Here is a 24,770-nt window from a genome sequence, read left to right on the forward strand (position 1 = left end):
CTTCCTTGTTTTTTTAAAGATCAAGAGTCGTTACTATATCAACAAAGGATTGCTGCAACGGTGTTAAAATATGATCTTTACGCCAGCCGAGCACAAACCCGCCGCTTTCAGGCAGAATCCCTGGCAGGTTAGCATAGCTAAGCTTGCCTAGCTCAATCTCAGCTTTAACCGCCGCTTTAGAACAAATACCAACACAATCACTCCCGCTAACTAACTGTTTAATCACTTCTGGAGAATTCAACTCGGATCGGTTCCATAAACGGATTTGATTGAATTGTGCCCATTGATCGGCATACCCTCGTAAACAAGATCCTTGCTCATGCTGAATCCACGGCTCATTGGCAATTAGTTCAGGTGTTAATTTCTCTAGGCCTTCAAATGGATGACCAGTTGCAAAAATTAGGACAGGTTCATCACGGACAATAAGCTGAAAATCAAAAGATTCGTCCTGCCAATCCGCAGTATGTAAAATGGCCATCTGAATATCCCGACTACGGAGACGCTCACGTAACAAAGCATCGCTTTGAACAGTCAAAGAGTTGTTAATCCCCGGATAGAGTTTCATGAATTGGATTAACACATTAGGTAAAATATAAGTTGCAGGAATAAAACTGGCTTCCAGCTCTAATATTCCTTTTGAGGGGGAAGAAAATTGTTTAACTGTGCGTTCAGCTTCTGCTGTGAGAGAGACGATTTTGAGGGCGTATTGATAAAGGGCTCGTCCAGCATCCGTAAGCAGTACTCTTCCGCTTCGGTAAAGAAATAGAGAGGTTCCGAGCTCAGCCTCCAGATTCTTCATATGAAAAGATACAGTAGGTTGTTTAAGGCCTAATTCTGCGGCTACATCGGTTACTTTTTTATATTTTTCAATTAGAACTACGATGTTCAATTTCATAATATTCATGACTTTCCTCCACATAATGCTAAGTTGGATTATAAATTATATCTCCATTATAGATTATATCTATACAGATATACACTTTATATTGGTATTTTTTTCGTTCGCTTTACAAAGATAAGAAGTTTCTCTAACGAACGAGCTCTAGAATAAGAAGAGTCAGAGGGGCCAAGAAGTCCCGGACAACATATAACATATGCGTTTGATGAACTTTTACAGTAACCATGCATATGGGGGCCAAGCTCCACAACACCATGTTAAAGCTTTCGAAGCCAGTTTGGTATGAACTGATCAGGGAGCCATGCTAACAAACCATTTAGGAGGAGACAAAACAATGCAATTCAAAAAATCATGGATCATGACTTTGGCTTTAACAAGCGTACTGGCACTATCGGCTTGCGGTAACGGCGGGGCAAACAACACAGGAGGAAACGCTGCAGCAACTAACGAAGGAAGCGGCGGCGCTGAAATAAGTGGTTCGATTCTGGCTTCAGGTTCAACAGCATTACAACCCTTGGTTGAGCTGGTAGCAGAGAATTTCATGGATAAAAACACTGGCGTGGACATTCAAGTTCAAGGCGGTGGCAGTGGTACTGGTCTTACTCAAGTAGCTGAGAAACAAGTAGATATCGGAAACTCTGACGTATTCGCAGAAGAAAAATTAAAAGATGCAGATGCGGAAAAAGCAGCAGCACTCGTAGATCATCAAGTAGCAGTAGTAGCGATCGCAGCAGTATCTCATCCTGATGCTGGTGTGGATAGCTTGACTAAACAACAACTGGTGGACATTTTCACTGGTAAAATCACTAACTGGTCTGAAGTCGGCGGAGCGGATCAAAAAATCCAAATCATCAACCGTCCAGGCAGCTCCGGTACTCGTGCTACCTTTGAAAGCTTTGCACTTGGAACCAAAACAGAAGATATCCCAGGTTCGATTCAAGAAGATTCCTCCGGTACGGTTAAGAAAATGATCGGTGAAACTCCAGGGGCAATCGGATACCTTGCTCTTTCTTACCTGGATGATTCCATTAAAACACTTAGTCTTGACGGTGTAGAAGCATCTGTTGACAATGTTGTTTCTGGTAAATACCCAGTATGGGCTTACGAGCATATGTACACAAATGGTGAACCTAATGCAACAGTAAAAGCATTCCTCGACTTTTTCTTAACTGACGAAGTGCAAACAGGTGAAGTTGTTGAACTTGGATACATCCCAGCTGTTAAAATGCAAGTTGTTCGCGACGTTGCAGGAACTGTTACCGCTAAGTAATTTAATTCTAGGCAATGTTATTGATTAGAATCTCAAGTGATTAGAGGCGGATACATCTGCCTCTCTTTTCACTTTAGAAAGAGGGAGCAATTGAGGGTGAAACTAAAGAACTCACGATTCGAAAAACATCATATTGAAGATTTTGTTGGACGTACTTATATGTCCTTCTGTGTATTACTGTTGATAACAATCATTGTATCGATGGTATATTTTGTAGCGTCTAAAGGAATTTCAACCTTCACAAGTGGCAATGCTACCGTTTCTGAATTTCTCTTCGGTACAAAGTGGTCGCCTGAAGCGGATACGCCTTCCTTCGGAGCTTTTCCATTTATCTCGGGCTCCTTCCTGGTTACTTTGCTTGCCGCATTGATTGCTAGTCCACTTAGCTTATGCGCTGCGTTATTTATGACTGAGATTGTTCCAGGGTGGGGCAAAAAATTACTTCAACCTGTTATTGAGCTTTTGGCAGGGATTCCTTCGGTAGTATATGGTTTCATCGGATTAAGTGTAATTGTACCGTTTCTACGCAACAACCTGCCGGGCCAAGGCATCGGGGTAGCTGCAGGCGCGCTTGTGCTCTCGGTAATGATTCTTCCGACGATTACAAGCGTGGCTGCAGACGCGCTGGCTTCATTGCCGCAAAACTTAAAAGAATCTTCCTATGCGCTTGGTGCCACCCGGTGGCAGACGATTTCGCGGGTGATTATTCCAACAACCTTTCCTGCCATTATGACAGGGATTGTATTGGGAATGGCTCGTGCTTTCGGTGAAGCACTCGCTGTACAAATGGTTATCGGGAACGCGCCATTCGTACCAAAATCACTCTTTGAGTCAGCTTCTACCTTGACCAGTGTGATCACACTCGGTATGGGGAACACGACCATGGGCTCACCTCACAATAATGCACTGTGGAGTATGGCATTGGTTCTCATGCTGATGACTTTCGTATTTGTCTTCTTTGTGAGAATGCTTGAAAGGAGAAATAAAATTTGAAGCCGAGAACCGTAAATAAAATTGCCACCAGTCTTATTGTATTTTTCGCGATGCTCATCGTTGTCATTCTACTTGGACTTTTGGGATATATCCTCTTTAGAGGCTTAAGCCATATCAGTTGGGATTTTCTTTTCTCCGCACCGCAAAAGATTCGTGCAGGTGGAGGGATCGGACCGCAGCTATTTAACTCCTTATTCCTGTTAGTACTGACACTTATTATTACAGTTCCGCTTGGACTGGGTGCCGGTATTTATATGGCGGAATATGCTCGTCCCGGTAAGATTACCGGCTTTATTCGCTTGATTGTTGAAGTATTGTCATCTTTCCCTTCCATCGTAGTCGGCTTGTTTGGTCTATTGCTGATTGTTAACTATTTCAATCTAGGCTTCTCCTTAATCTCCGGTGCGCTGGCATTGACGGTCTTTAATCTACCGCTGATGGTGCGGATTACGGAGCAAGCTTTCCGTAGTGTTCCAAAACAACAAAAAGAGGCCGGTTTTGCACTAGGATTGTCCAAGTGGAAAATTGTTACCTCGGTGTTGTTTCCGGTAGCATTACCTACAATTATTACAGGTACTATCTTGTCCGCTGGTCGTGTCTTTGGGGAAGCAGCTGCGTTGATGTTCACAGCAGGGATGAGTAGTCCAAGATTGGATTTCACCAACTGGAATCCACTTAGTGCGAATTCACCACTGAATCCCTTCCGTCCAGCGGAAACGCTGGCTGTCCACATTTGGAAGGTCAACAGTGAAGGTCTAGCTCCAGACGCTGCACAAATTGCTGCGGGAGCTTCGGCGGTGCTTGTAATTATGGTGTTAATCTTCAATCTGGCAGCACGTTATTTCGGAAGATTTATTTATCGTAAGCTTACAGCTTCAAAAAGAATGAACTAATCATACAAATTAAAGTAGAGATGTAGGAGGAGTAATCGATGGGAACGTCGGCAACAGCAGTGCGTGAATCTTTTCAAACCGAAGACCTGAGTATTTTTTACGGAACATATGAGGCAGTAAAGGGGATAAGCCTTCCATTTGCTGAAAATACGGTTACTGCACTGATCGGCCCCTCCGGCTGCGGTAAATCAACCTTTCTTCGTTCTTTGAACCGGATGAATGACGAAATTTCTGGCTCAAAAACAAAAGGAAGCATCTGGATTGATGGAGTGGATATTAATGCTCCGGGTACGGATGTGATTAAGCTGCGTCAGAAGATCGGGATGGTATGGCAAAAGCCAAATCCGTTCTATAAATCGATTTACGATAACATCGCTTTTGGACCTAAGTATCATGGCATTAAAGGTAAAAAGGCTCTTGATGAGATTGTTGAGAGCAGTCTTCGCAAAGCAGCATTGTGGGATGAGGTAAAGGATCGTTTAAAAGATTCAGCGCTTGCACTTTCCGGTGGACAACAGCAGCGTCTTTGTATTGCTAGAGCGTTGTCGGTTAACCCGCAAATTCTGCTCTTGGACGAACCAGCATCAGCTCTAGACCCGGTCTCCACAGGTAAAGTAGAGGAGCTAATCAAGGAGTTAAAAGAAGAGCTTCGCATCGTTATTGTGACACATAATATGCAGCAGGCAGCTCGGATCTCTGATTATACTGCATACTTTTATCTTGGCTCCCTTGTCGAATATGATAAGACGGATAAAGTCTTTACCAATCCAGAGAATCAAATGACGCAAGAATATATCATGGGCCGATTCGGCTGAAGCTGTGAACATCGTTCCTTCAGGAACGGTGTTTTTTTTGTGAATTCAAAAGTTAATATGCAGAGAAACAATAACATCCGAAAGTTTCTGCGAAGTATATCGGTTGTTTTTATATGAAATTAACTGTGATTCGAAAGGTTACCTGTTATTTGCAAAAGGTAGAAAGATGCTGTATCATTTGTGATAATGATTATCATTATTACTATAATAGGGAGTGGATCTTATGACGCAATCTCAACAGACTCAACAGAATAGTGTGGCCGAAATAATAAAAGAACGACGCTCGATTAAGCTTTTTAAAAAAGATCCACTTCCACAAGGCCTTTTAGAGGAATTATTAAATGTAGCGGTATGGGCACCGAATCATGGTGTGCGTGAGCCGTGGAGATTTATTGCTTTTCAAGGGGAAGGTTCGAAATTCCTAGCTGAATCTGCATTTGCTTTTGTGAAACGTGCTATAGCTGATCCAGAAGTGGCTGCTAAACGTAAAGAATATATCTCGAATATTCCATTAACAGTAATCGTAGTGATGCCTGAAGATCCTCGGCAGAGAGAGTGGGACGAGGATTTTGCAGCAGCGTCCGCACTTGTACAGAACTTCCAGCTCGCAGCTTGGGAGCAAGGTGTAGGGACAATTTGGAAGACTGATCCATACATCAACAACCCTGAATTCCGCACTAAAATTGGTGTGAAGCCCGGCGAAAAAATTGTAGCCATGATTCATGCCGGATATCCGGAGACTGTACCTGACAGCCGTCCACGCACAGACGCTTCGGAGCTGCTGAAGATCGTAGACTTCTATCCAGAGAATGGCGTAGTGGAATAAGGAAAGTCGAAGGCATTCGTATATTAAAAGCGGCGAAAGATCAAAAATATCGAAAAAGCGTCGAAAGATCAAAAAGATCGAAAGATCATAATTATCGAAAGACATAAGCATCGAAAGATCATTAGCATCGAAAGATCAAAAGTATCCTTAGGGATGCTTTTTTTGTTGCTTAGACTAGCCGTAGTCGGGTGAGGGGGGAAGGGCTGCTAGGTGCTGATCACGTTTCGTTGCTGGTTCCTCTGCTGATGTGGCTCAACCTTCTACTTACTTCCTAATGATCTCCTACTGACCTCCTGCGGGCTTCCTACTGATCTCCGTATCGGACTGTATTGCAGCTATTTGAGCTTTTTGAGTCATTTTGCCGATCTATCGGACCGCATAGCTCTTATTACCATGTAACTGTGCAGAATTGGTGTGGTTATGAGTAAATAGCTGCAACTGGGTCCGATAGCACGTCAATTAGCTGCAAATCTACGAAATAAGGACTCCTCAGTCCGATGCAACGGCGAATATGTGAACTAACTCCAAACTAACCTAAACTACCCAAACTAACTAAAGACCCTCAGTATGTTACGGACCGTATAACAGCTATTTGAGCTTTTTGAGTCATTTTGCAGATGTATCGGACCGCATAGCTCTTATTACCATGTAACGTCGCAGAATCAGTGTGGTTTTGAGTAAATAGCTGCATCTGAGTCCGATAGCTCGCCTAAAACGTTTGAAATGGTGAAATAAGATCAACTGAGTCCGAACCATTGGCAAAAGTGTGCTTACATACTAGCAAAGGCGGCGAGTTAGGCATCGCAACTGACTGGCTATGGACTCAGTTACAATCACTCTTCACCATTTGATCCAACGGTGGGGAGAAAGTATTTCCTGACGGAGAGGGAATGGAAAATGAAGTCTGGATCCTAATATGAAACGTTGATCTTAATATGAAACGTTGCCCCTAATATGACACGTCGATCCTAAAGTCAAACGTTGATCCCACCAATTAAATGCAATATATAATGTACATAATGACCGATATAGATTACAATGGTGGAAAATGGAATGCATGACAAACATTAAAAGGGGTTATGGAGTGGGAGAGAACAAAAACATCAAGTTGAAGCTGGCTAGGATCCAAAAGAATCTTTCCCAAGAACAGTTAGCGGAAGTTGTAGGGGTTACACGGCAGACGATCGGCTTGATTGAAGCTGGTAACTATAACCCGACGATTAAGCTGTGCATAGCCATCTGCAAGGCGTTGGATACGTCATTAAACGATATTTTTTGGGAGGATTAGTTGTGAAAGGGCCAAAGATTAAAGATGAACGAATTATCACAGAAATTCAGAAGTTTAGTACGCACGGATTGTTGATTGTGTTAGTGGGATTTATGATTAGCCTTTTGGTAAAAGTATTTATCCTGGAGTGGGACATCAAATATTGGGTTGATACTTTTGGGATTATGCTGTTAGGTTCCTTGTATGTTACCGTTCGTTGTGTCAAAGATGGGATATACCTGCTGCCGAGTAAGGATGGAGAACTCAGACGGTTTAAGAAGATTCATTTAATATCGGGAGTTATCAGCACGATTATTTGGGCCACGCTAACATTTTTGCTTGATTTTAGAGAAGCGGGAGAAGTGGATATTAGAAAAAATATATCGAGTACTCTCGTGGGGGCGGTTGTTTTTTTCATAGGGGTCACTTGGGCGATGTGGTACATAATTAATAAATCCAACAAAAATGCTGACAAGAACATTGAGAATTAAAGATTAAAGATTAAATATTAAAGATAACCACTTCTTGCAAAACTAATCTCATTAGTTTATATTTAAGCTAATACCATTAGTTTATCGGAGGGGTAAGGATGAGAGTAACACGTGAAGGTCATTTATTGCAGTTGACTTGGATGCCTAATTTTTTTCCAGTGAATTGTTACATTATTGAGGAAAACGATGGATTGACTTTAATAGATGCCGCTATGCCATTTAGTCTAAAAGGAATTATGGAGACTGAAGCGAAGCTAAATAAGAAGCTTACACGCATAATCTTAACGCATGCGCATGATGATCATATTGGGGCACTGGATGGACTGAAAAAGCAACGTCCAGAGGCTCAGGTGTACATCTCTGAGCGAGATTCGGCATTACTTCATGGAGATCGTTCACTTCGGGAAGGAGAACCTCAGACCCCTATTAAGGGAGGCGTGCCGAAGAAGATAGCTACCAAGCCAGATGTCCTTCTCCACGAAGGGGATACCATTGGATCATTAACAGCGATTCACACTCCAGGACATACCCCTGGCTCTATGTCTTTCCTTGATTCACGCAGCGGTGCTGTAATCGTGGGGGATGCTCTTCAGACCTTCCGGGGAACTGCGGTGGCTGGAACCATCATCCCCCTGTTTCCTTTTCCAGCAATGGCTACATGGAATAAAGCACAAGCTCTGAATAGTGCGATTAAGCTTCTAGAGTTCTCTCCAGTTTTACTTGCTGTTGGTCACGGCAACTTACTAAAAGCGCCAAAGCAGGAGATGGAGAAAGCCATACGTAAGGCACAAATGATTCAGGATAGGAGTAATTAAATGTCACCTAGAGCAGGATTAGATCGTCACACGCTAGTGATTAGAGCAGCAGAAATTGCCGATGCTGAAGGTATAGAAGCTGTTACCTTGGCTGCACTAGCAGCTAAACTAGGTGTTCGTTCCCCGTCACTATATAACCATATAAATGGCCTGCAGGATTTGCGGACTGGGCTCGCCATTTACGGTTTAGAGTTATTATTTACATGCATGTCGAACGCAGCTGAGGGATTAAATGGAGATGCTGCTGTACACGCGATGGGCCGAGCATATGTGGATTTTGCTAGAAGTAGACCAGGTTTGTATGAGACTACACTACGAGCGCCTGAACAGGAGAACACGGAGCTTGAAGCGGCTGGTGAGCATATTTTGCAGTTTATAATTCAGGTGATGAAGAGTTATCAATTAGGTGAAGAAGGAGAACTTCATGCCGTAAGGGGATTACGGAGTATCCTACATGGATTCGCCTCTTTGGAGCAAAAGGGTGGATTTGGTATGGCGCTCGATACTAACGAGAGTCTAACCCGCTTGATTAGCACTTTTATAACCGGAATTGGAAATATGAAATCAGATTAAATTAGATTAGATCTAGGAGATGATGAACAAATGGGTCAGGAATATGAACAAGGTAGTGTCACCACTTATGGGGAAACAGCAGAGATTATTGCGAAATTGGGGATTTTACCGCTTGCTGCGCTGATTCCCGGGCACCCGTCTTTAAACGGCTTGACTAAGCCCGAGAATTGGCATACTGGGACAGATTTAGATCCGTGGTCATGGCGTGCGCAGTTTCCAGGTGAGGGCCTTGCAGGATACGGAAAGTTTATTAAGAAAAAGGCTATTTTGGTCTCAAGGGAGTGGTTCCCGGCATTTGTAGCAGCAGTAGGCAGTACCAAATCTATTGAAGAGCGGTATAAGGATGGGTTGGCTAGTAAAGAAGCTGTGACCTTACTGCAGATTGTTCGTGAACATGAAGGCATTGATACACGTAAACTTCGGGCAGAGGCTGATATGAAGGCAAAAGAAAAGAAAACAGCCTTCGATAACGCGGTTACTGAGCTGCAAGGATCGTTAGATATGGTGATCTCAGGCATCAACCAACGCCTGAATGATGAAGGTGATGTAAATGGTTGGAGCAGCACCTCGTTCGAGACGGTCAGTCACTGGATGTCAGATAACGGTTTATCCGCTTTTGAAGGGGATAGAGAAGAGGCCGTAGCTTGGATACAAACGAAGATGAACGGGGTATGGTCGCCAACAGCAATAGCTTGGACAAACAAAGCATTCTCATGGAATTAATAAAAACGGTTAATCACTGCTCCATAGAGAGTGATTAACCGTAAGCGTTTTCCAATAAAATTATATCCATCACATTAAGGTTCCAACATAGGCGCCAAGTAAGCAATCAGGAAATACAAGAATCCAAAAAGCAGCATAACATAGGCAGTGTATTTAATAGCATTAGATGCAACAATTCTTGAATCTACCGGTGGTTGAATTTCTAGCTGTTCTTCTTCGAGGCTGTCAACTTCTTTGGATACTGGGTCTCTCAACATGATAATCCCCTCCTTGGAAATTCAATCCTTAACTGTATTGTGACATATTTGTGAACGGAAATCAACAATAGTGTGAACAAATATTGAACTTTTATTCAAATTTGGGCATCTTACCACCTGAAATGTTGCTGTTAAAACAAAAACAACCCGCTTACTCTCTAATTAGAGAGCTAAGCGGGTTGTTTGAAGTTGGTTCTATCTAGGATCTAACGGGTGTTGTTTAAGCCTTAAGCCCAATCCCCATTACGGAAGATAGGTACTGTTGTTCCATCATCGTTAATTCCGTCAATATTCATTTCAGGTGAGCCCATCATAAAGTCAACATGGGTATGGCTTTGATTCATTCCTTTTTCCAACAGCTGTTCTTTAGTCATCGTAATTCCTTCTTGAATTGTGAAGGCATAAGCTGCACCTAAAGCCAAATGACAGGAGGCATTCTCATCATACAACGTAGTGTAATAAAGAATACCGCTCTCAGAAATCGGAGAGTGGAAAGGCACCAAAGCAACTTCACCAAGATAGGAAGAGCCTTCATCCAGTGCGATTAGTGATGCCAGAGTTTCTGCGCCTTCTTCAGCAGTAAAATCAATCACTTTACCGTTCTCAAAGGTCAGCGTGAAGTTATTGATTAGATTGCCGCCGTAGCTAAGTGGCTTAGTGCTGCTCACTTTACCATTAATACCAGACTTCAGAGGGGCAGTAAACACTTCTTCCGTTGGAATGTTGGCTAGGAAAGGGACGCCCTTACCGTTCACAGCTCCTGCCTGACACCAGATGTGTCCTTCCGGCAACTCAATAGTTAAATCTGTACCAGGTGCTGTATAATGCAGCTTGCGAAACTTACTTTCATTCAAGGAAGCGCAACGAGTTTTGAGTCCATCTAAATGGCGGCTCCATGCTTCAATAGGATCTTCCTGATCCGCACGTGTGGCTTTAAAGATGGCGTCCCATAATAGTTCAACCTGCTGCTCTGATGGAGCGTCAGGGAACACTTTTGCCGCCCAAGAGGCTGATGGGAAGGCAAGGCCGCTCCAGCTCGCATGATTCCCCATTAAGTACTCACGATAAGGTGCTAGGGTCTGCCCAGAAATACGTTGATTATCTGCAATTCTTCCAGGTTCAACGCCTTTTAAAAGATCTGGGTCAGCGGAGATAATGGTTAGAAATGCGGCTCCCTTTTTAGCAAGATCCTCTAATTCATCGGCTTGCCACTGCGGCGGCTCCAGGAAGGAATCAGATGGAGCAAGATCATAACGTGTACGTAATACAACTTCATCACTATAGTTTACCTTTACAAGTCTCGCGCCGGCTTCATAGGCTTTACGAACCACAAGTCGCACAAGCTCTGCGGATACAATATCTGCATTCACAACGAGTGTCTGACCCGGTTGAATATTAACGCCAATCTTCACGGCCAGCAATGCGTAATTCTCCAGCTTTTGCTTGAAATCCAACATAGTTTCTATTCCTCCCAATATCCTGTATCTCTTGTGTGCTTAAATTAGAACGCCCAGTTTCCATTCAGGAAGACAGGTTCTTCAGTTCCATCAGCAGTTATCCCGTAAATGTTCATCTCAGCTGACCCGATCATGAAATCCACATGGGTTACACTATTGTTGAGGCCATGCTCAATTAACTGCTCTGGATTCATGTCTTTACCGCCTTCTAAACAGAAGGCATAAGCCATACCTATAGCAAGGTGATTAGAAGCATTTTCGTCAAATAATGTGTTGTAATAAAGAATGTTGGATTCAGAAATAGGGGATTTATGAGGAACCAAGGCAACCTCCCCTAAGTATTTCGCTCCTTCATCCATGCTAATGAGGTGCTCTAGCGCTTCTTGACCTTGCTCAGCAGTAACACTTATAATACGGCCGTTCTCAAAGCTAATAGAGAAGCCATCGATGATGTTGCCGCCATGACTAAGTGGCTTTGTGCTTCTTACAGTGCCATTAACACCAGTCTTTAGTGGTGCAGTGAAGACTTCTTCGGTAGGCATATTGGCTACAAAAGAATGACCTTTTGCATTAATGCTGTCTCCTTGTGCCCAGATATGGCCTTCAGGAAGCTCGATGCTAAGGTCAGTGCCAGGTGCTATGTAATGCAGCTTTTTATATTTTTTTGCGTTGAGTACATTCGCTTTTTGCTCCAAGGTGTCAAGATGCTCCTGCCATGCAGCTACTGGATCTTCACGGTCAAGACGCACAGTGTGGAAAATGGCTTCCCAGAGTTTATCTACACGTTCTTCGGCTGGAACCTCAGGGAATACTTTATCCGCCCAAGCTTGACAAGGAACAGCTACAATACTCCAGCTCACTTTGTCGGACATTTGCATTTCACGATATTTGGTGAGGGCAGCTCCTCGTACTTTTTGAAAATTGGAGATACGTACTGGATCAATACCTTTAAGTGCATCAGGATCTTCAGCGATCACGTTAAGGATAGCCGCACCTTTTTCGGCGAATTCAGTCATTTCACCTGCGTACCAAGTAGGAGGCTGAGTGAATACCTCTGGTGCAGCGTGTTCAAACTGTTGGCGTGTAATGCTTGCATCACTCCAGTTCACCTTAACTAAACTTGCTCCGATAGCATATGCCTTAGCGGTAATTAGACGTACGAAATCAGCGGCAAGAATCGGTGCATTCACCACTAGAATTTGCCCGGGTTGAACATTAACACCTATTTGTACAGCTAAATCTGCATATTTACTAAGCTTAGCCTGAAAATCAGTCATTGTAATTTCCTCCATTTACTAATAGTTTAGTACTTTACAAGCATTGTACTAAATTATTAACCGCCGGATGAAAAAAGTCAATTACGTGGAATTTACAGTGCAAAGAGAAGGAATTACATTCATTTCAATGATATACTGAAAGGGTAGCTGATTTGATGATAGGAAGGAAGATAAGTGGATGAATTTAGAGATCGTAAGTGCTGAAATGAGCCGTAAAGAAGATAAAAGTTATGTAGGGAGGACTGTATTCACTCTCGAAAATCATAAGGCTCCATATGAAATTACTTTCTTCAGTACAAGAGGAACGGAATGGGATTACAGTCTAAGCTTTGCGGGTGAGCCTGGGAGCGAGGAACAGTTCTTAGAAACGGATGCATTGCTGGAGAATAACGATGATGTGTACAATCAGTTGCTGGATGCTGCACTTGATCAACAAGAAATCGTGGAAGAACAATAATATTACTGATATGACGCCAGCGGCATTATCTGGTAGCCGCTGGCCATATCATGATTATCCAATCGTTATCTTACCTTCTGGGTAACGGTACAGTTCTTTACTACCTTTTGGTTTCAAAGCATAAGCAAGTGTAAGTGGTCCGGTCCGGCCCATAAACATCAGGATAATCACTAGAACCTTTCCTGCCGTAGTCAGTTCCGGAGTAAGGCCCATAGATAAGCCTGAGGTTCCAAAAGCAGATACTGCTTCAAAAAGTACAGTTAGAAATTCAGCGCTCTCGGTTAAGGATAATAACATCGTAGCGATGACAAGCAGCATAAGAGACATTAATGTAATAGTAAGGGCTCTATATACATTTTCTTTAGCGATCCGGTGGCGGAACATTACAATATCTTCTTTCCCCCGTAATCGCGCAGCTACTGCAGTAACCAGTACGGCGAATGTAGTGATCTTGATTCCTCCACCCGTCGACCCAGGTGCAGCTCCGATAAACATCAATAGAATCATTAGAAATTGTGTGGATTGTCGTAAAAGTGGAACTTCAATGGTGGTGACACCACCAGATCGCGGAGTTACCGCTTGTAAAAAGGTCGCCCAAAACTTTCCGCTTGCACTCAAGGGCTTCAGCGTAGAATTAAACTCCAGTAAAAAAAACAGCCCCGCACCAATAACAATCAATATAAGAGAAGTCCAAAGAACAACCTTTGAATGAAGAGTGAGTCTTCTGCGTTTAGGAAAGTCCATAAGATCAGACAGAACGATAAAACCAATCCCTCCAAGAAATATGAGACTCATTGAGGTGAAGTTAACAATGGGATCATTTACAAAACGAGTAAGTCCGCTAAACGGCCCATGAATATCACCGAAGAGATCAAAGCCTGCATTATTAAAGATAGATATACTGTGAAAAATCCCATAATATGCTGCTTTCCCAAAGGGCATATCCATCATAAACCTTCCAGCAAACAACACGGCCCCCGACAGCTGAATAACAAGAGAATAGATCAGGACTCTACGGATTAAGAGTACAATTCCCTGCATCGAATTTTGGTTCATGGATTCTTGCAAAAGGATTCGCTCTTTCAAGGATATCCGTTTATTAAGGACCAAGGTAATCAAAGTAGCCATCGTTACAAAGCCTAATCCTCCGATTTGAAATAAAATGAGTAGAACAACTTGTCCGAAGGTAGTTAGCTGAGTTCCCGTATCAATGACCGCAAGGCCTGTTACACAAGTGGCTGAAGTCGCCATAAATAAGGCATCGATAAAGGATATTTGTCCGGATGTTGAGGAGACCGGGAGACTAAGCAGAAAAGTCCCGGCAGTGATAAGGATTAAGAATCCTAGTGATAAAACTTTGGGCGGGGTCATTTTAAAACCACCGAAGTTCAGGTTAGCCAATGTAATTCTCCTGACGTACGTGATATTGGAGTAATGCTCACAGAATTATAACACAACTTACCAGCCCTTCCCTAAATGGAGGGAGGTAATTGACATATTTTATCGAATTATTCTAGAATAACACCCTATCCGTCAACTTAAAAGAGGAGGCTTTCTTAATGATGATAAGTCCGATTCTGAATCAGATTGGTGCTGTTTTTATTCCGGTAAAGGATATTGAGAAATCAAAACAATGGTATTGCCAATTGCTTGGACTCCCATTAGATGGAGAGGTATTATTCGGTCATTTATATGTTGTCCCTATGCAGGGACCGGGCATCGTTTTGGACAGTAAGATTTACACCGCTGAATCTGTTCTAAACATCCCTTCGTTTCATCTTAACACCGAGGATATTGATGCTGCTTATGATTATGTAAAGGCCAACGGAGGAGAGATTCTCACGGATATTGAGCATGATCATTGGTTTAATTTTAAAGATCCCGATGGAAATGTGATCATGGTCTGTCGTTGTTAATCGTTGTATAGAAGGGAGTAGACGAATGATAAGAGAAGCTAGGACCGAAGACGCTACCTACATTGAAGAACTTTATCGGATTTTGCTGCCTGAGCATCCAGCTATTCATGTATCTCCTGAGCGGCTGAAGCAGATAGCAGATCATCCGGAGAGTTTTCTATATGTGTGCGAAGAACAAGAAACAATTGTCGGGTCGTTACATCTTCATTTTTGTATGGATGCTTTGTGTGACGATAGGCCCTTTGCTGTCATAGAAAGAGTCATTGTGGCTGAAAAAGTACGAGGAAAAGGGTATGGCGCAATGCTAATGAGACATGCCGAGAATGTAGCGATCTCCAAGGGAGCCCTTAAGATTATGTTATCAAGTGCTGCAAAGAGAGAAGAAGCGCATCGTTTCTACGAAATTCTTGGTTATGATAGCAGCTCCAGTAAGGTATTCAAGAAGTACTTATAGTTATTTACGATTGGAAGTGATGATATGATGGTTACACTTAGAGAACTGGTGCCGGAGGATGCAGGTGAATTGCTTCGACTTCAGCATCAGTTAGACCAAGAGTCCAAATTTATGTTATTGGAACCGGATGAAAGACAAGCTAGTCTTTGTCAGGTCAAAGAAATGCTCGAAAGCTTTCTGGCAGCAGAAACTTCAATTCTTATAGGGGCAGAGGTTGACGATCATTTGGCAGGTTACTTGTCTGTTAGAGGTGGAAGTGTTAGACGCAATAGACATAGCGCGTACATAGTGATTGGGATTCAGAAACAATATCAGGGGAATGGGATTGGGGCTGGCCTGTTCCGTGAGATGGACATCTGGGCTATGAACAATGGGATTGTTCGTCTTGAGTTATCCGTCATGACCCATAATCAAGCTGCTTTGGGGCTGTATACCAAGAGCGGGTTTGAAATCGAAGGGACGAAGCGGAAATCTCTTATTGTCGATGGTGATTGGGTGGATGAGTATTATATGAGCAAAATTCTCCAAAAAGAAAAAAGGATAGAGTGTCAGATTTAATCTGATGACCCTATCCTTTTTTTTTATGAATAAAGGTTATGATTTCGTGATTTATGATGATTCAGTGTTGCTTGATTGTTCGATAACAACTTCAACCTTGCGGACACGGTATCTGTTCATCTCGCGGATGGTCAATGTTACATGGTCACGAACAATACTTTTGCCAATGGCTGGATCTGCGATATGACTGTATACCCAGCCTCCAACTGTGGTCACTTCTTCATCTTCGAAATCAAGCCCTGTAAGATCCTTGACCTCTAACAGAGATACCTTACCGTCGAACAGATAGTTGGTATCGCTTATTTTTTCGACTTCTCTGCGTTCATCACCGTCAAACTCGTCACGGATTTCACCAACGATTTCTTCCAAAATATCTTCAATCGTGATGAGACCGGATGTTCCACCATATTCATCAAGCAGCAAGGCAATATGCACACGCTCCAACTGCATACGAGTTAGAAGATTCTTGACCGGTGTCACCTCAGATACTGTCAGTACGGGTTGAATTAAACTATGGAAATCAAAATCAGGATTGTTATCATACTGCAAATAGAGCTGTTTCGTGTTGATCATTCCGATAATATTATCCTTGCTGCCTTGTGCCACAGGGAAACGAGTATATTGCTCCTTGCGGATAATTTCGAAATTTTCTTTCAACGAATGATTGGTGAAAAGACATACCATATCGGTTCGCGGAACCATGATTTCTTTGGCGAGCATCTCATCAAAAGTAAAGATTCGGTTAACATAGCCATATTCGGCTTTATTGATTTTCCCGCTTTCGTAACTCTCGGACAGGATCAAACGAATCTCATCTTCACTATGCGCGTCTCCATGCTCACTAGCTGGTTTCATCCCAAAAAGACGAACAAGCATATTAGCGGAACCGTTCATGAACCAAATGAGAGGGTACAAAATTCTGTAGAACCAAATAATCAGCGGTGAAGTAATTTGACCGATTTTTTCCGGAATGTTTATAGCTGCCGTCTTCGGAGCAAGTTCTCCGACAACGACGTGCAAGAATGTTGCAATGATGAATGCGAGTAAAAACGCAAGAGGGTGACTCACACTAGAACTGATATTGGCCCAGTCGAAAATAGGAAGCAATAACTGTTCGAATGCAGGCTCTGCCAGTGCACCAATACCCAGCGCAGTGATAGTAATCCCGAGCTGACAAGCGGATAAATAGCCATCAAGATTAGCGGATACCTTCTGTACTGCCAAGGCATTCTTCTTTCCGTCAAGCACCATTTGACTGATCTGGCTACCTCTAAGTCTCACCAATGCAAATTCTGTTGCTACAAAAAAAGCGGTTAAAATAATCAAAATAACCACCAACGTCAAACTAAGTCCTATACCCATATAATCTTTACCATCCCTTTCGTTCCTAAAATAGGTTATACTCATTATTATGAGTTCTTATGAACTATTCTACGAACTTTTTAGTAAAATATCAAATGGTGGAGGGAAACAGATATGGAATCATTTGCATTGACTCGTGTGGAGATGTCCAGTCTACTGCTCTCATTGACCGGATTGTCAGACCGGAAACCGCTGAATATCCTCCAAGAGGCATGGGCAAAGTTTCACCGTGAAGAATTACAAAAGGGGACTTCGTTACCCGCTTTTTTATCAACCAATGTTCCACCCATATTACAAAAGATCATTAAAGGTGGCCATGTAAAAGGCTTTTCACTTGGTGAAATTGCTTCATTGGGCCATCTTATAGAGTATTCCACATTGACCGTCACAGCTATGCAAAATTGGGTCAAGCGCGACTTCAAGGAATATCTCGGTTCGCCTAAAGAAGGAAAGAAATATTCGGTTAATCAGGCGGCGCTTTTGTTTATTATCGATGATCTCAAATCCGCTCTTAACTTTGAAAGTATCCGCCAACTGTTCCAGCTAATGTTCCTAAAGCCGGATCGCGATGATGATGATCTAATTGAACCGGCCAAGCTGTATTACGCCTATGCAGGGCTTTTTGAGGAGATCAAAAGCAATCCATCGATTCAGACGCAATGTAAAGTAGATCAAGTGTTGCACAAGGAGTTCTCTTGGAAAGAAGATACCTCGTTAAAAAGCTCTATAGATCGTGTAATTAACCGGCTGACACATTTATCGAGAGCGCAGAGAGAATCCGTTCGTAATATGCTGCTTATCGCCACAATTTCTGTGCAGACCTGTTATTTTCAATCGCTGGCTAGGCAATACTTTAATGCTGCTTTATTTCTTGATTTTTGAGCACTTCAATTTTAAAATGTATAAGTGAAACAATCAAAAGTAAGTTTATTGGTTAACAGGTTGAAATAAGGGGGCTTCGAAGTGAATCAAATGACACTGCTGCGGAATCCGAAACAAAGGAAATTACTCTTCAGCGCTGGCTTGAGCTGGATGTTCGATGCGATGGACGTCGGAATGATTTCTTTTGTTGTAGCAGCTTTAGCTAAGGATTGGAATCTGGGACCGGAGCAGATCGGTATATTGACTAGTATTAATTCCGTCGGTATGGCAGTAGGTGCTGCAGCGGCAGGGATATTAGCAGACCGCTTTGGCCGTAAACCGGTATTGCTGTGGACACTCCTTATTTTCTCGGCGGCAAGCGGATTATCTGCATTTGCAACAGGCTTTGCGATCCTCTGTGTGCTTCGTTTTATTGCTGGGTTTGGTCTTGGCGGAGAGCTGCCTGTCGCTTCTACCTTGGTCTCAGAGAGCATGCCTGCTCAGGAGAGAGGCCGTGCGGTTGTGCTTTTGGAGAGCTTTTGGGCAGTCGGTTGGATTGCTTCGGCATTAATCGCGTTCTTCATTATCCCTGATTATGGCTGGCGTATAGCTTTTGGAATTGGGGCTGTACCTGCACTCTACGCTTTATATCTAAGACGGGCGATTGATGATTCACCGAAATTTGCTGAGATTAAAAAGGCACCCGTTTCCTTAAAGAAACGAATCGCTACCGTATGGTCGCCAGAATATCGCCGTTCTACAATTATGTTGTGGATTTTATGGTTTACGGTGGTGTTCTCGTATTATGGCATGTTTCTATGGCTGCCTACAGTTATGGTACTTAAAGGCTTCAGCTTGGTCAAAAGCTTCGAGTATGTGCTTATTATGACGCTCGCTCAGCTGCCTGGATATTTTACTGCCGCTTACTTTATTGAAAAGTTCGGACGTAAATTTGTCCTAGTCATCTATATGCTGTTCACTGCAGTTAGCGCTGCATGGTTCGGAAATGCGACTACTGAAGGCATGCTGATGGCTGCAGGAATTTGTTTATCCTTCTTCAATCTTGGCGCTTGGGGTGGCATGTATGCTTATACGCCAGAGCTGTACCCAACGGCTATTCGTTCCACAGGCGCTGGTTTAGCAACTTCCTTTGGCCGGATTGGGGGCATTATCGCACCTTTGCTGGTAGGGGTTCTAGTAGGTAAATCTATGGCGATTGGCTCGATCTTTATGCTATTTTTTGTAACGATTATTATCGGTGCATTAGCGGTATTGTTCCTTGGCAAAGAAACAAAGGGAACCGAGCTTCTCTAAAGTGAGATTCTGCATTACATACTTGATGTTAATCTATCAACAATGCTAAAATATCAAGAAGAAACGATGTTGTCGTCCTGTATGGATGACCACTATTCACGTAAGAACAAAACGGTTCCTTCACAGTTGTGAACAGGACCGTTTTTTTACATTAATCCTTATTTATAAGGACGGAGCGATCGCACATGAGTAATGATAGGAAGCAGCCGCATTTCACAGAATTAGTCTGGGAAAGTACGGAACAAAATGTACCGATTCCGCCGCGAAATTCCCCTGAACCTGCGCTGCCTAAGTCATCTTCTAAGAATAATGGCAAAACAAATTCAACCCCTGAACCTTCATTACAGCTGCAGCTTTGGGATACAGAGATGGAAACGCCGGAGCCTGTGACTACCACCGAAGGGCAGTTCGTAACAAGAGCGAAGGAATTAGTTGAAAAAACTGAGGACTCAGCGCTTTTTGTTCCTTTTAAGAGTTACTGGCCTACATATGGCCATATGACAGGCACGCAAAGCAGATGGTATTTTTATTGGCGGAATGAAGTTAGACAAGGCAGATATCTGAAAACAGATCTTTCTTATATTTTTCTGCATGTATATGAGCTTATTAATGGCGTGGGGTGGACTGACCCTAATGATGGCTATAGGCAGCTAAATCTGATCTGGGAAGCTTACCGGGAAAGTTATAAACGTTTGGATCAATATCTTGGCGGCTGGATCGCGGACTTCTCTTTTGTACATCATTTGGATGTCCCGCTTTCTATCATTGTGGCTCGTTCACGTGGTCTTGCTGGGGATCTGGCGGAGCTTGAATTAATGAGAGGACTGACGACTGCTCCTGAGCAGCTAACCTTCGCAGTATTAACGGCAATGTCGGACAATGATATTAGTAAATCCAAGTTCTACATCGGAGAAGGCAAAGAAGCTCTTGAACAATACATTCCGCAGGTCGTGGCGTTAATTAATGCTTATGTCACCCGGAAACACGGCTCCAATCTAGTTGAAATGTTTCCGCCTGGACCAGCGGTGATGCGGGAGCGTTATTTATTCCGAAGTGCCGTATATGATATTTCATTATATGGCTATTCTGTTCTTATACCGGTTGTACGTATTAGTAAATCTCCACCACTTCGCAGTCTGATTACAAGGTTATTTCGTCTGACTGAGAATAAACTCCGGGAACTGATGGGCTACCGCGGACGACTTAAAGGTATTAATGTAGATGCCGATATGGACGATTTGATCACTCGTTTTCTAAAGCGTGAGTACCTTAAAGAGACGCAGGAAGACAAAGGGCCGACAGTCGTCATAGATCCGGAGAAACTAGAACGCCTGCAAAGTGATTCTGAAATTGTACGGACGATGCTTACGGTTGAGAATATGGACGAGCAAGATTACGAGGAGAGCAAGCTCGAAGCAACTATCGGTGAAATTGATCCAATACAAGATAGTAAGGAAGAATTGTTGCCTGTAGAGGTGATTGAAGAAGCTCAAGCGGTTAGCATAGGATCGGAGGCAGAACAGTTTGCCAATGCTTTAAGTCCACTACAACGGGAAGCACTGCTTGCTCTTTTGGATGAGGATGGAAGTCAAGCTTTACTGAAGCTGGCTGCTGCTAATGGCACGATGTCAGAGCTTCTAATTGATGAGATTAATGAAATCGCAATGGACATTCTTGGTGATCTGATCATTGAGGGGGAAGACATTGTTGAGGAATATATCTCTATGCTGCGCAATATTTAATGAGGTGAACTTTGGATGAGTGAATTAAAAATACCTAAACGAATGACAACTGCGCTAGTCAATTCGTTGACGGCTGGTGTTGTTCCGCGTATCGGACTAGAGCACATAGCCGTTGGCCGTCGGCCGGAGATTGAGGCCATATTAAGAGATATGGAGAACATTGCAGAGGGTGGGGCAGCTTTTAAGCTGATTACAGGCAAATTCGGCAGCGGCAAAAGCTTTCTGCTTCAGATGATCCGTAATTACGCGATGGATCGGGATTTTGTAGTAGCAGATGCTGACCTGTCCCCTGAGCGTAGGTTAGTAGGAACTAAAGGACAAGGCCTAGCGACTTACCGGGAGCTAATGAGCCATTTATCGACCCGCACACGTCCAGATGGTGGAGCGTTGGAGATCATCCTGCAGAAATGGATTATTACGCTACAGCAGTCCGTGATGCAGGAGAAGGAATATGGGCCTGATCACCCTCAGCTTGGTGAAGAAGTAGAGAAGCGAATTTACGCTGTAGCCTCTGAAATGCGTGGTTTGGTACATGGTTTTGATTTTGCCAAAGTGCTCGCCTCTTATTGGAATGCACACAAGCTGGCCGATGATGACCAGAAACAGGATTCGCTTCGCTGGTTGCGTGGAGAATTTGCAACTCGGACAGAAGCCCGCAAAGCGCTTGGAGTTGGCGTGATTATTGATGATGATAATTGGTATGACTATATGAAGCTTTGGGCGGAATTTACTGCGGCTATTGGCTATAAAGGTCTGCTGCTGTTTATTGATGAAGGTGTCAATCTTTATAAAATTACGAACAGTATTTCCCGTCAGAGCAACTATGAAAAGCTGCTTACCATGTTCAATGATACGATGCAGGGGAAGGCAGAGAACTTAGGGATTTTTATAGGGGGAACTCCGCAATTTGTGGAAGATGGACGGCGTGGTTTATTTAGTTATGAGGCACTGCGATCGCGATTGGTTGCTGGCCGGTACGTGGCGGCGGGTCTGAACAATTATACTGGACCTATCATTGCACTGGACATGTTATCACACGAGGAAATTCTTGTACTGCTGCAAAAGCTTAAAGAGATTCACGCCCTACATTATGGTTATGAAGCACGTTTATCACAGGAACAATTGGTTCATTTTATGGAGGAAGCGGTTGGAAGATTAGGGGCTGAGGAACTCTTGACTCCACGGGAGGTAGTACGTGATTTCATGGATCTGCTGCATACGCTCCACCAGCATCCGGAGATTACTTTTGAACAGCTAGTCGGCGAAAAAACGGCTAAGCCAGCTGAGACCGAGCAAAATGAACTGGATGGATTCCTGGCGGAGTTTGAATTATGAGTGATAATCCGTTCTATAGGCTGGCTCCCTTCATTAAAGAGTTTATTTATAAGAACCGCTGGGAGACTTTGCGTGAGGCACAGGTGGATGCCTGCCGGGTGCTTTTTGATACCCCGCATCATCTGCTGATTGCCTCAGGTACCGCTTCAGGTAAGACAGAGGCAGCTTTTTTCCCAGCGCTTACTGAGCTGTATGAACGTCCTTCCGGTTCGGTTGGCATTTTGTATATCGCCCCTTTGAAAGCTTTGATCAACGATCAATTTACACGTTTGAATGATTTGCTTCGTGAAGGCAACATTCCGGTGTGGCACTGGCATGGAGATGTACCACAAGCCGATAAAACAAAACTGGTGCAGAATCCTTCAGGCGTGCTGCAAATCACCCCTGAATCGCTTGAAGGATTGTTGATGAACCGCCCGAATGCTATTCCAGCGTTGTTCCATGATCTACGTTTTATTGTCATTGACGAGGTGCATGCCTTTATGGGAGCTGACCGGGGGATCCAGGTGTTAAGCCAGCTGGCGAGAATCTCACGAATGGCGGGATGTCATCCTCGCAGAATCGGTCTATCAGCTACGCTGAGTGACTACGCTTCTGTCACAGAGTGGCTGGCGGCGGGCACACGGGAGAGCGTTGAAGTGTCCGCTCCACAAGGCGGGCGTAAGCTCCGTTTAAGTGTGGAGCATTTCTCTTTCCCGGATGCACGGGATGAGGTGCAGGCGGAGCATTTAGAACGTGCGAAGCAGTCTTATTACGATTTCATTTATGATCATACGCATCTGAAGAAGGCGTTGATCTTCACCAACAGCCGCTCAGATGCGGAGACGGCGACCCTAGAGATGCGGAGAACGGCCGCGAAGCGTGGTGAACGGGATGTATTTCACGTTCACCATGGCAGCATCTCCGCGATGCTGCGTGAAGAGACGGAAGCCGCGCTGCGGCAAGGCACCGGACCGGCTGTTGCCGCAGCGACGTTGACGCTGGAGCTGGGCATTGATCTGGGCGAGCTGGAGCGAGTGCTACAGGTCGGCGCTCCCTATAGCTGCGCAAGCTTTGTGCAGCGGTTAGGCCGCTCGGGCAGGCGTGGAGACGCTGCATCCGAGATGATCTTTGTCACGCCCGAGGAAGAGGACGAGGAAGCTCAGCTTCCGGCGCGGATGCCGTGGACACTGCTTCGAGCGATAGCGGTAATTGAGCTATATGTGCGCGAGAAATGGGTGGAACCCCTGGTCGTGCGTCAGCTGCCAGTTGGACTGCTGTACCATCAGACGATGAGCATTTTGAAAAGTATGGGTGAGGCCGAACCGGATGATTTAAAAGAAGCGGTTCTGAGTTTGCCTTCGTTTAAAACCATAGATCCTACTGATTATGATATTTTCATGACCTATATGTTAGGCATGGGACAAATTGAGAAGATGGACGAAGGCAGCTTGATCATCGGGATGGCGGGAGAGAAGATCGTGAATAACTTCCGCTTCTACGCGGTCTTCAAAGATGATGAAGAGCATGTGGTCTATAACGGGACTGAGGAAATCGGATCGATCACAACGGTTCCACCACCAGGCTACTGTTTTACTCTGGCAGGTAAGCTTTGGAAGGTAGAAGAGGTGGATAATCGCCATAAAGCCGTTTATGTGAAAACCTCACGCGGTAAAGTAGATACGTTGTGGCTTGGTGCGGGTGGGGATGTACATACACGCATCATGAACAAGATCCGTGAAATCTTAGGAGCCACTTCATTGTATCCGTATTTAGCTCCGAGTGCGGCTGCGCGGCTTGAACGAGCCCGTCGTTTAGCGAAGGAAAGCGGAATGCTTGTGCGATCCGTTATGCCGGCGGGTGGAGATTCCATGTTCATTCTGCCCTGGGCCGGTAGTCGGCAATTCCGTACGCTGGAGCGCCTTCTGAAGAACAACCTGAAGAGCCCTCTGGGACTGCGTTCTATCGTTCCCATGGAACCTTATTATATGGTCGTTGCGGGTAAAACAGATGCAGAAACGCTGGAAGCAGAGATCATTGCCGAAAGTATGGCTGCCACAGATCCATTATCATTGTTATCCCCAGATGAAGCACCCTACCTCGGAAAATACGATGAGTTCATACCGCATGAGCTGCTGCGCAAAGCTTTTTCCTTGGATGGATTAGATGTCCCGGGTCTGATTGAAGTTTTAAAGCAGTGGCAGCAACCTAATTAACCTTAAGCAGTACCTGTTGAA

25 protein-coding genes are annotated in these 24,770 nt (G+C 44.0%); 19 read left to right on the forward strand and 6 right to left on the reverse strand.

Annotated features, from left to right (window positions below):
* Positions 1-13: 13 nt before the first annotated feature.
* The gene (locus MHH63_RS11735) at positions 14-904 is read right to left on the reverse strand and encodes a LysR family transcriptional regulator (protein ID WP_341171562.1); all 891 of its coding nucleotides are present in this window, start codon (positions 902-904) and stop codon (positions 14-16) included.
* A 328-nt stretch (positions 905-1,232) separates the two neighbouring features.
* On the opposite strand from MHH63_RS11735, the gene MHH63_RS11740 reads away from it, so the two are divergent.
* The 10 genes from MHH63_RS11740 to MHH63_RS11785 all read left to right on the forward strand — a co-directional run bounded on the left by MHH63_RS11740 (position 1,233) and on the right by MHH63_RS11785 (position 9,564).
* On the forward strand, positions 1,233-2,168 hold the full coding sequence (locus MHH63_RS11740; RefSeq protein ID WP_076126671.1) for a phosphate ABC transporter substrate-binding protein PstS family protein: 936 nt from the start codon (positions 1,233-1,235) through the stop codon (positions 2,166-2,168).
* Between the two features lie 90 nt (positions 2,169-2,258).
* A complete protein-coding gene (gene pstC / locus MHH63_RS11745) occupies positions 2,259-3,161 on the forward strand; it encodes a phosphate ABC transporter permease subunit PstC (protein ID WP_036687519.1) in 903 nt (300 codons plus the stop codon).
* Positions 3,158-4,054, forward strand: coding sequence for a phosphate ABC transporter permease PstA (pstA, locus tag MHH63_RS11750; RefSeq protein WP_076184366.1), 897 nt, complete (start codon positions 3,158-3,160; stop codon positions 4,052-4,054). The genes pstC and pstA overlap by 4 nt, the downstream gene beginning before the upstream one ends.
* A gap of 38 nt (positions 4,055-4,092) precedes the next feature.
* Positions 4,093-4,869 (forward strand): phosphate ABC transporter ATP-binding protein PstB, encoded by a 777-nt coding sequence (pstB, locus tag MHH63_RS11755; RefSeq protein WP_036687516.1) that lies wholly within the window; start codon positions 4,093-4,095, stop codon positions 4,867-4,869.
* 223 nt (positions 4,870-5,092) lie between these two features.
* Entirely contained in the window at positions 5,093-5,695 is a 603-nt protein-coding gene (locus MHH63_RS11760) for a nitroreductase family protein (protein ID WP_076099095.1), read from the forward strand.
* A 1,084-nt stretch (positions 5,696-6,779) separates the two neighbouring features.
* Complete coding sequence (locus MHH63_RS11765) at positions 6,780-6,983, forward strand: helix-turn-helix transcriptional regulator (protein ID WP_036676881.1); 204 nt, start codon at positions 6,780-6,782, stop codon at positions 6,981-6,983.
* A 2-nt stretch (positions 6,984-6,985) separates the two neighbouring features.
* Positions 6,986-7,453, forward strand: a complete 468-nt coding sequence (locus MHH63_RS11770; protein WP_341171563.1) for a DUF6773 family protein — start codon at positions 6,986-6,988, stop codon at positions 7,451-7,453.
* Between the two features lie 98 nt (positions 7,454-7,551).
* Positions 7,552-8,268: an MBL fold metallo-hydrolase gene (locus MHH63_RS11775; protein ID WP_341171564.1), complete on the forward strand. Its 717-nt coding sequence runs from the start codon at positions 7,552-7,554 to the stop codon at positions 8,266-8,268.
* Positions 8,269-8,841: a TetR/AcrR family transcriptional regulator gene (locus tag MHH63_RS11780; protein ID WP_076190237.1), complete on the forward strand. Its 573-nt coding sequence runs from the start codon at positions 8,269-8,271 to the stop codon at positions 8,839-8,841. It abuts the gene before it with no gap.
* A gap of 30 nt (positions 8,842-8,871) precedes the next feature.
* Complete coding sequence (locus MHH63_RS11785; RefSeq protein ID WP_339168005.1) at positions 8,872-9,564, forward strand: AlkZ-related protein; 693 nt, start codon at positions 8,872-8,874, stop codon at positions 9,562-9,564.
* Between the two features lie 74 nt (positions 9,565-9,638).
* On the opposite strand, the gene MHH63_RS11790 is transcribed toward MHH63_RS11785, so the two are convergent.
* The 3 genes from MHH63_RS11790 to MHH63_RS11800 all read right to left on the reverse strand — a co-directional run bounded on the left by MHH63_RS11790 (position 9,639) and on the right by MHH63_RS11800 (position 12,555).
* Positions 9,639-9,821: a hypothetical protein gene (locus MHH63_RS11790; protein ID WP_076126661.1), complete on the reverse strand. Its 183-nt coding sequence runs from the start codon at positions 9,819-9,821 to the stop codon at positions 9,639-9,641.
* Between the two features lie 227 nt (positions 9,822-10,048).
* Positions 10,049-11,278 (reverse strand): aminopeptidase, encoded by a 1,230-nt coding sequence (locus MHH63_RS11795; RefSeq protein WP_076126659.1) that lies wholly within the window; start codon positions 11,276-11,278, stop codon positions 10,049-10,051.
* Positions 11,279-11,322: 44 nt separating this feature from the next.
* Entirely contained in the window at positions 11,323-12,555 is a 1,233-nt protein-coding gene (locus tag MHH63_RS11800) for an aminopeptidase (RefSeq protein WP_036676902.1), read from the reverse strand.
* A gap of 178 nt (positions 12,556-12,733) precedes the next feature.
* Between MHH63_RS11800 and MHH63_RS11805 the strand changes: the two genes are divergently transcribed.
* Positions 12,734-13,012, forward strand: coding sequence for a hypothetical protein (locus tag MHH63_RS11805; RefSeq protein ID WP_076126655.1), 279 nt, complete (start codon positions 12,734-12,736; stop codon positions 13,010-13,012).
* Positions 13,013-13,066: 54 nt separating this feature from the next.
* Here the strand turns inward: MHH63_RS11805 and MHH63_RS11810 are convergent, their stop codons facing one another.
* Positions 13,067-14,383, reverse strand: coding sequence for a TrkH family potassium uptake protein (locus MHH63_RS11810; RefSeq protein ID WP_076184980.1), 1,317 nt, complete (start codon positions 14,381-14,383; stop codon positions 13,067-13,069).
* A gap of 191 nt (positions 14,384-14,574) precedes the next feature.
* Between MHH63_RS11810 and MHH63_RS11815 the strand changes: the two genes are divergently transcribed.
* Genes MHH63_RS11815 through MHH63_RS11825 form a run of 3 tightly spaced genes read left to right on the forward strand, consistent with a single transcriptional unit; the run spans position 14,575 to position 15,940 of the window.
* Entirely contained in the window at positions 14,575-14,928 is a 354-nt protein-coding gene (locus MHH63_RS11815; protein ID WP_036677380.1) for a VOC family protein, read from the forward strand.
* A gap of 25 nt (positions 14,929-14,953) precedes the next feature.
* Positions 14,954-15,382: a GNAT family N-acetyltransferase gene (locus tag MHH63_RS11820; RefSeq protein ID WP_076126653.1), complete on the forward strand. Its 429-nt coding sequence runs from the start codon at positions 14,954-14,956 to the stop codon at positions 15,380-15,382.
* A 24-nt stretch (positions 15,383-15,406) separates the two neighbouring features.
* Positions 15,407-15,940 carry a GNAT family N-acetyltransferase gene (locus MHH63_RS11825; protein WP_341171565.1) on the forward strand — a complete coding sequence of 178 codons (534 nt, stop codon included), beginning with the start codon at positions 15,407-15,409 and terminating at the stop codon, positions 15,938-15,940.
* A 51-nt stretch (positions 15,941-15,991) separates the two neighbouring features.
* Here MHH63_RS11825 and MHH63_RS11830 read toward each other — a convergent pair whose 3' ends face one another.
* A complete protein-coding gene (locus tag MHH63_RS11830; RefSeq protein ID WP_076126650.1) occupies positions 15,992-17,302 on the reverse strand; it encodes a hemolysin family protein in 1,311 nt (436 codons plus the stop codon).
* A 114-nt stretch (positions 17,303-17,416) separates the two neighbouring features.
* Here MHH63_RS11830 and MHH63_RS11835 point away from each other — a divergent pair, with 114 nt between their 5' ends.
* From MHH63_RS11835 to MHH63_RS11855, 5 genes are all read left to right on the forward strand, one after another.
* A complete protein-coding gene (locus MHH63_RS11835) occupies positions 17,417-18,184 on the forward strand; it encodes a DUF1836 domain-containing protein (RefSeq protein WP_036676915.1) in 768 nt (255 codons plus the stop codon).
* A 90-nt stretch (positions 18,185-18,274) separates the two neighbouring features.
* Positions 18,275-19,477 (forward strand): MFS transporter, encoded by a 1,203-nt coding sequence (locus tag MHH63_RS11840; protein WP_036677382.1) that lies wholly within the window; start codon positions 18,275-18,277, stop codon positions 19,475-19,477.
* A gap of 185 nt (positions 19,478-19,662) precedes the next feature.
* Positions 19,663-21,219, forward strand: coding sequence for a TerB N-terminal domain-containing protein (locus MHH63_RS11845; RefSeq protein WP_341171566.1), 1,557 nt, complete (start codon positions 19,663-19,665; stop codon positions 21,217-21,219).
* A gap of 15 nt (positions 21,220-21,234) precedes the next feature.
* Positions 21,235-22,554, forward strand: coding sequence for an ATP-binding protein (locus MHH63_RS11850; protein WP_076184846.1), 1,320 nt, complete (start codon positions 21,235-21,237; stop codon positions 22,552-22,554).
* Positions 22,551-24,749 (forward strand): DEAD/DEAH box helicase, encoded by a 2,199-nt coding sequence (locus MHH63_RS11855; protein ID WP_076126645.1) that lies wholly within the window; start codon positions 22,551-22,553, stop codon positions 24,747-24,749. Before MHH63_RS11850 ends, MHH63_RS11855 begins: the two co-directional genes overlap by 4 nt.
* The last annotated feature ends 21 nt before the right edge of the window (positions 24,750-24,770 follow it).

Origin of the sequence: Paenibacillus sp. FSL H3-0310, assembly GCF_038002785.1 — a bacterium.
GTDB classification, from domain to species: Bacteria; Bacillota; Bacilli; order Paenibacillales; family Paenibacillaceae; genus Paenibacillus_AQ; species Paenibacillus_AQ odorifer.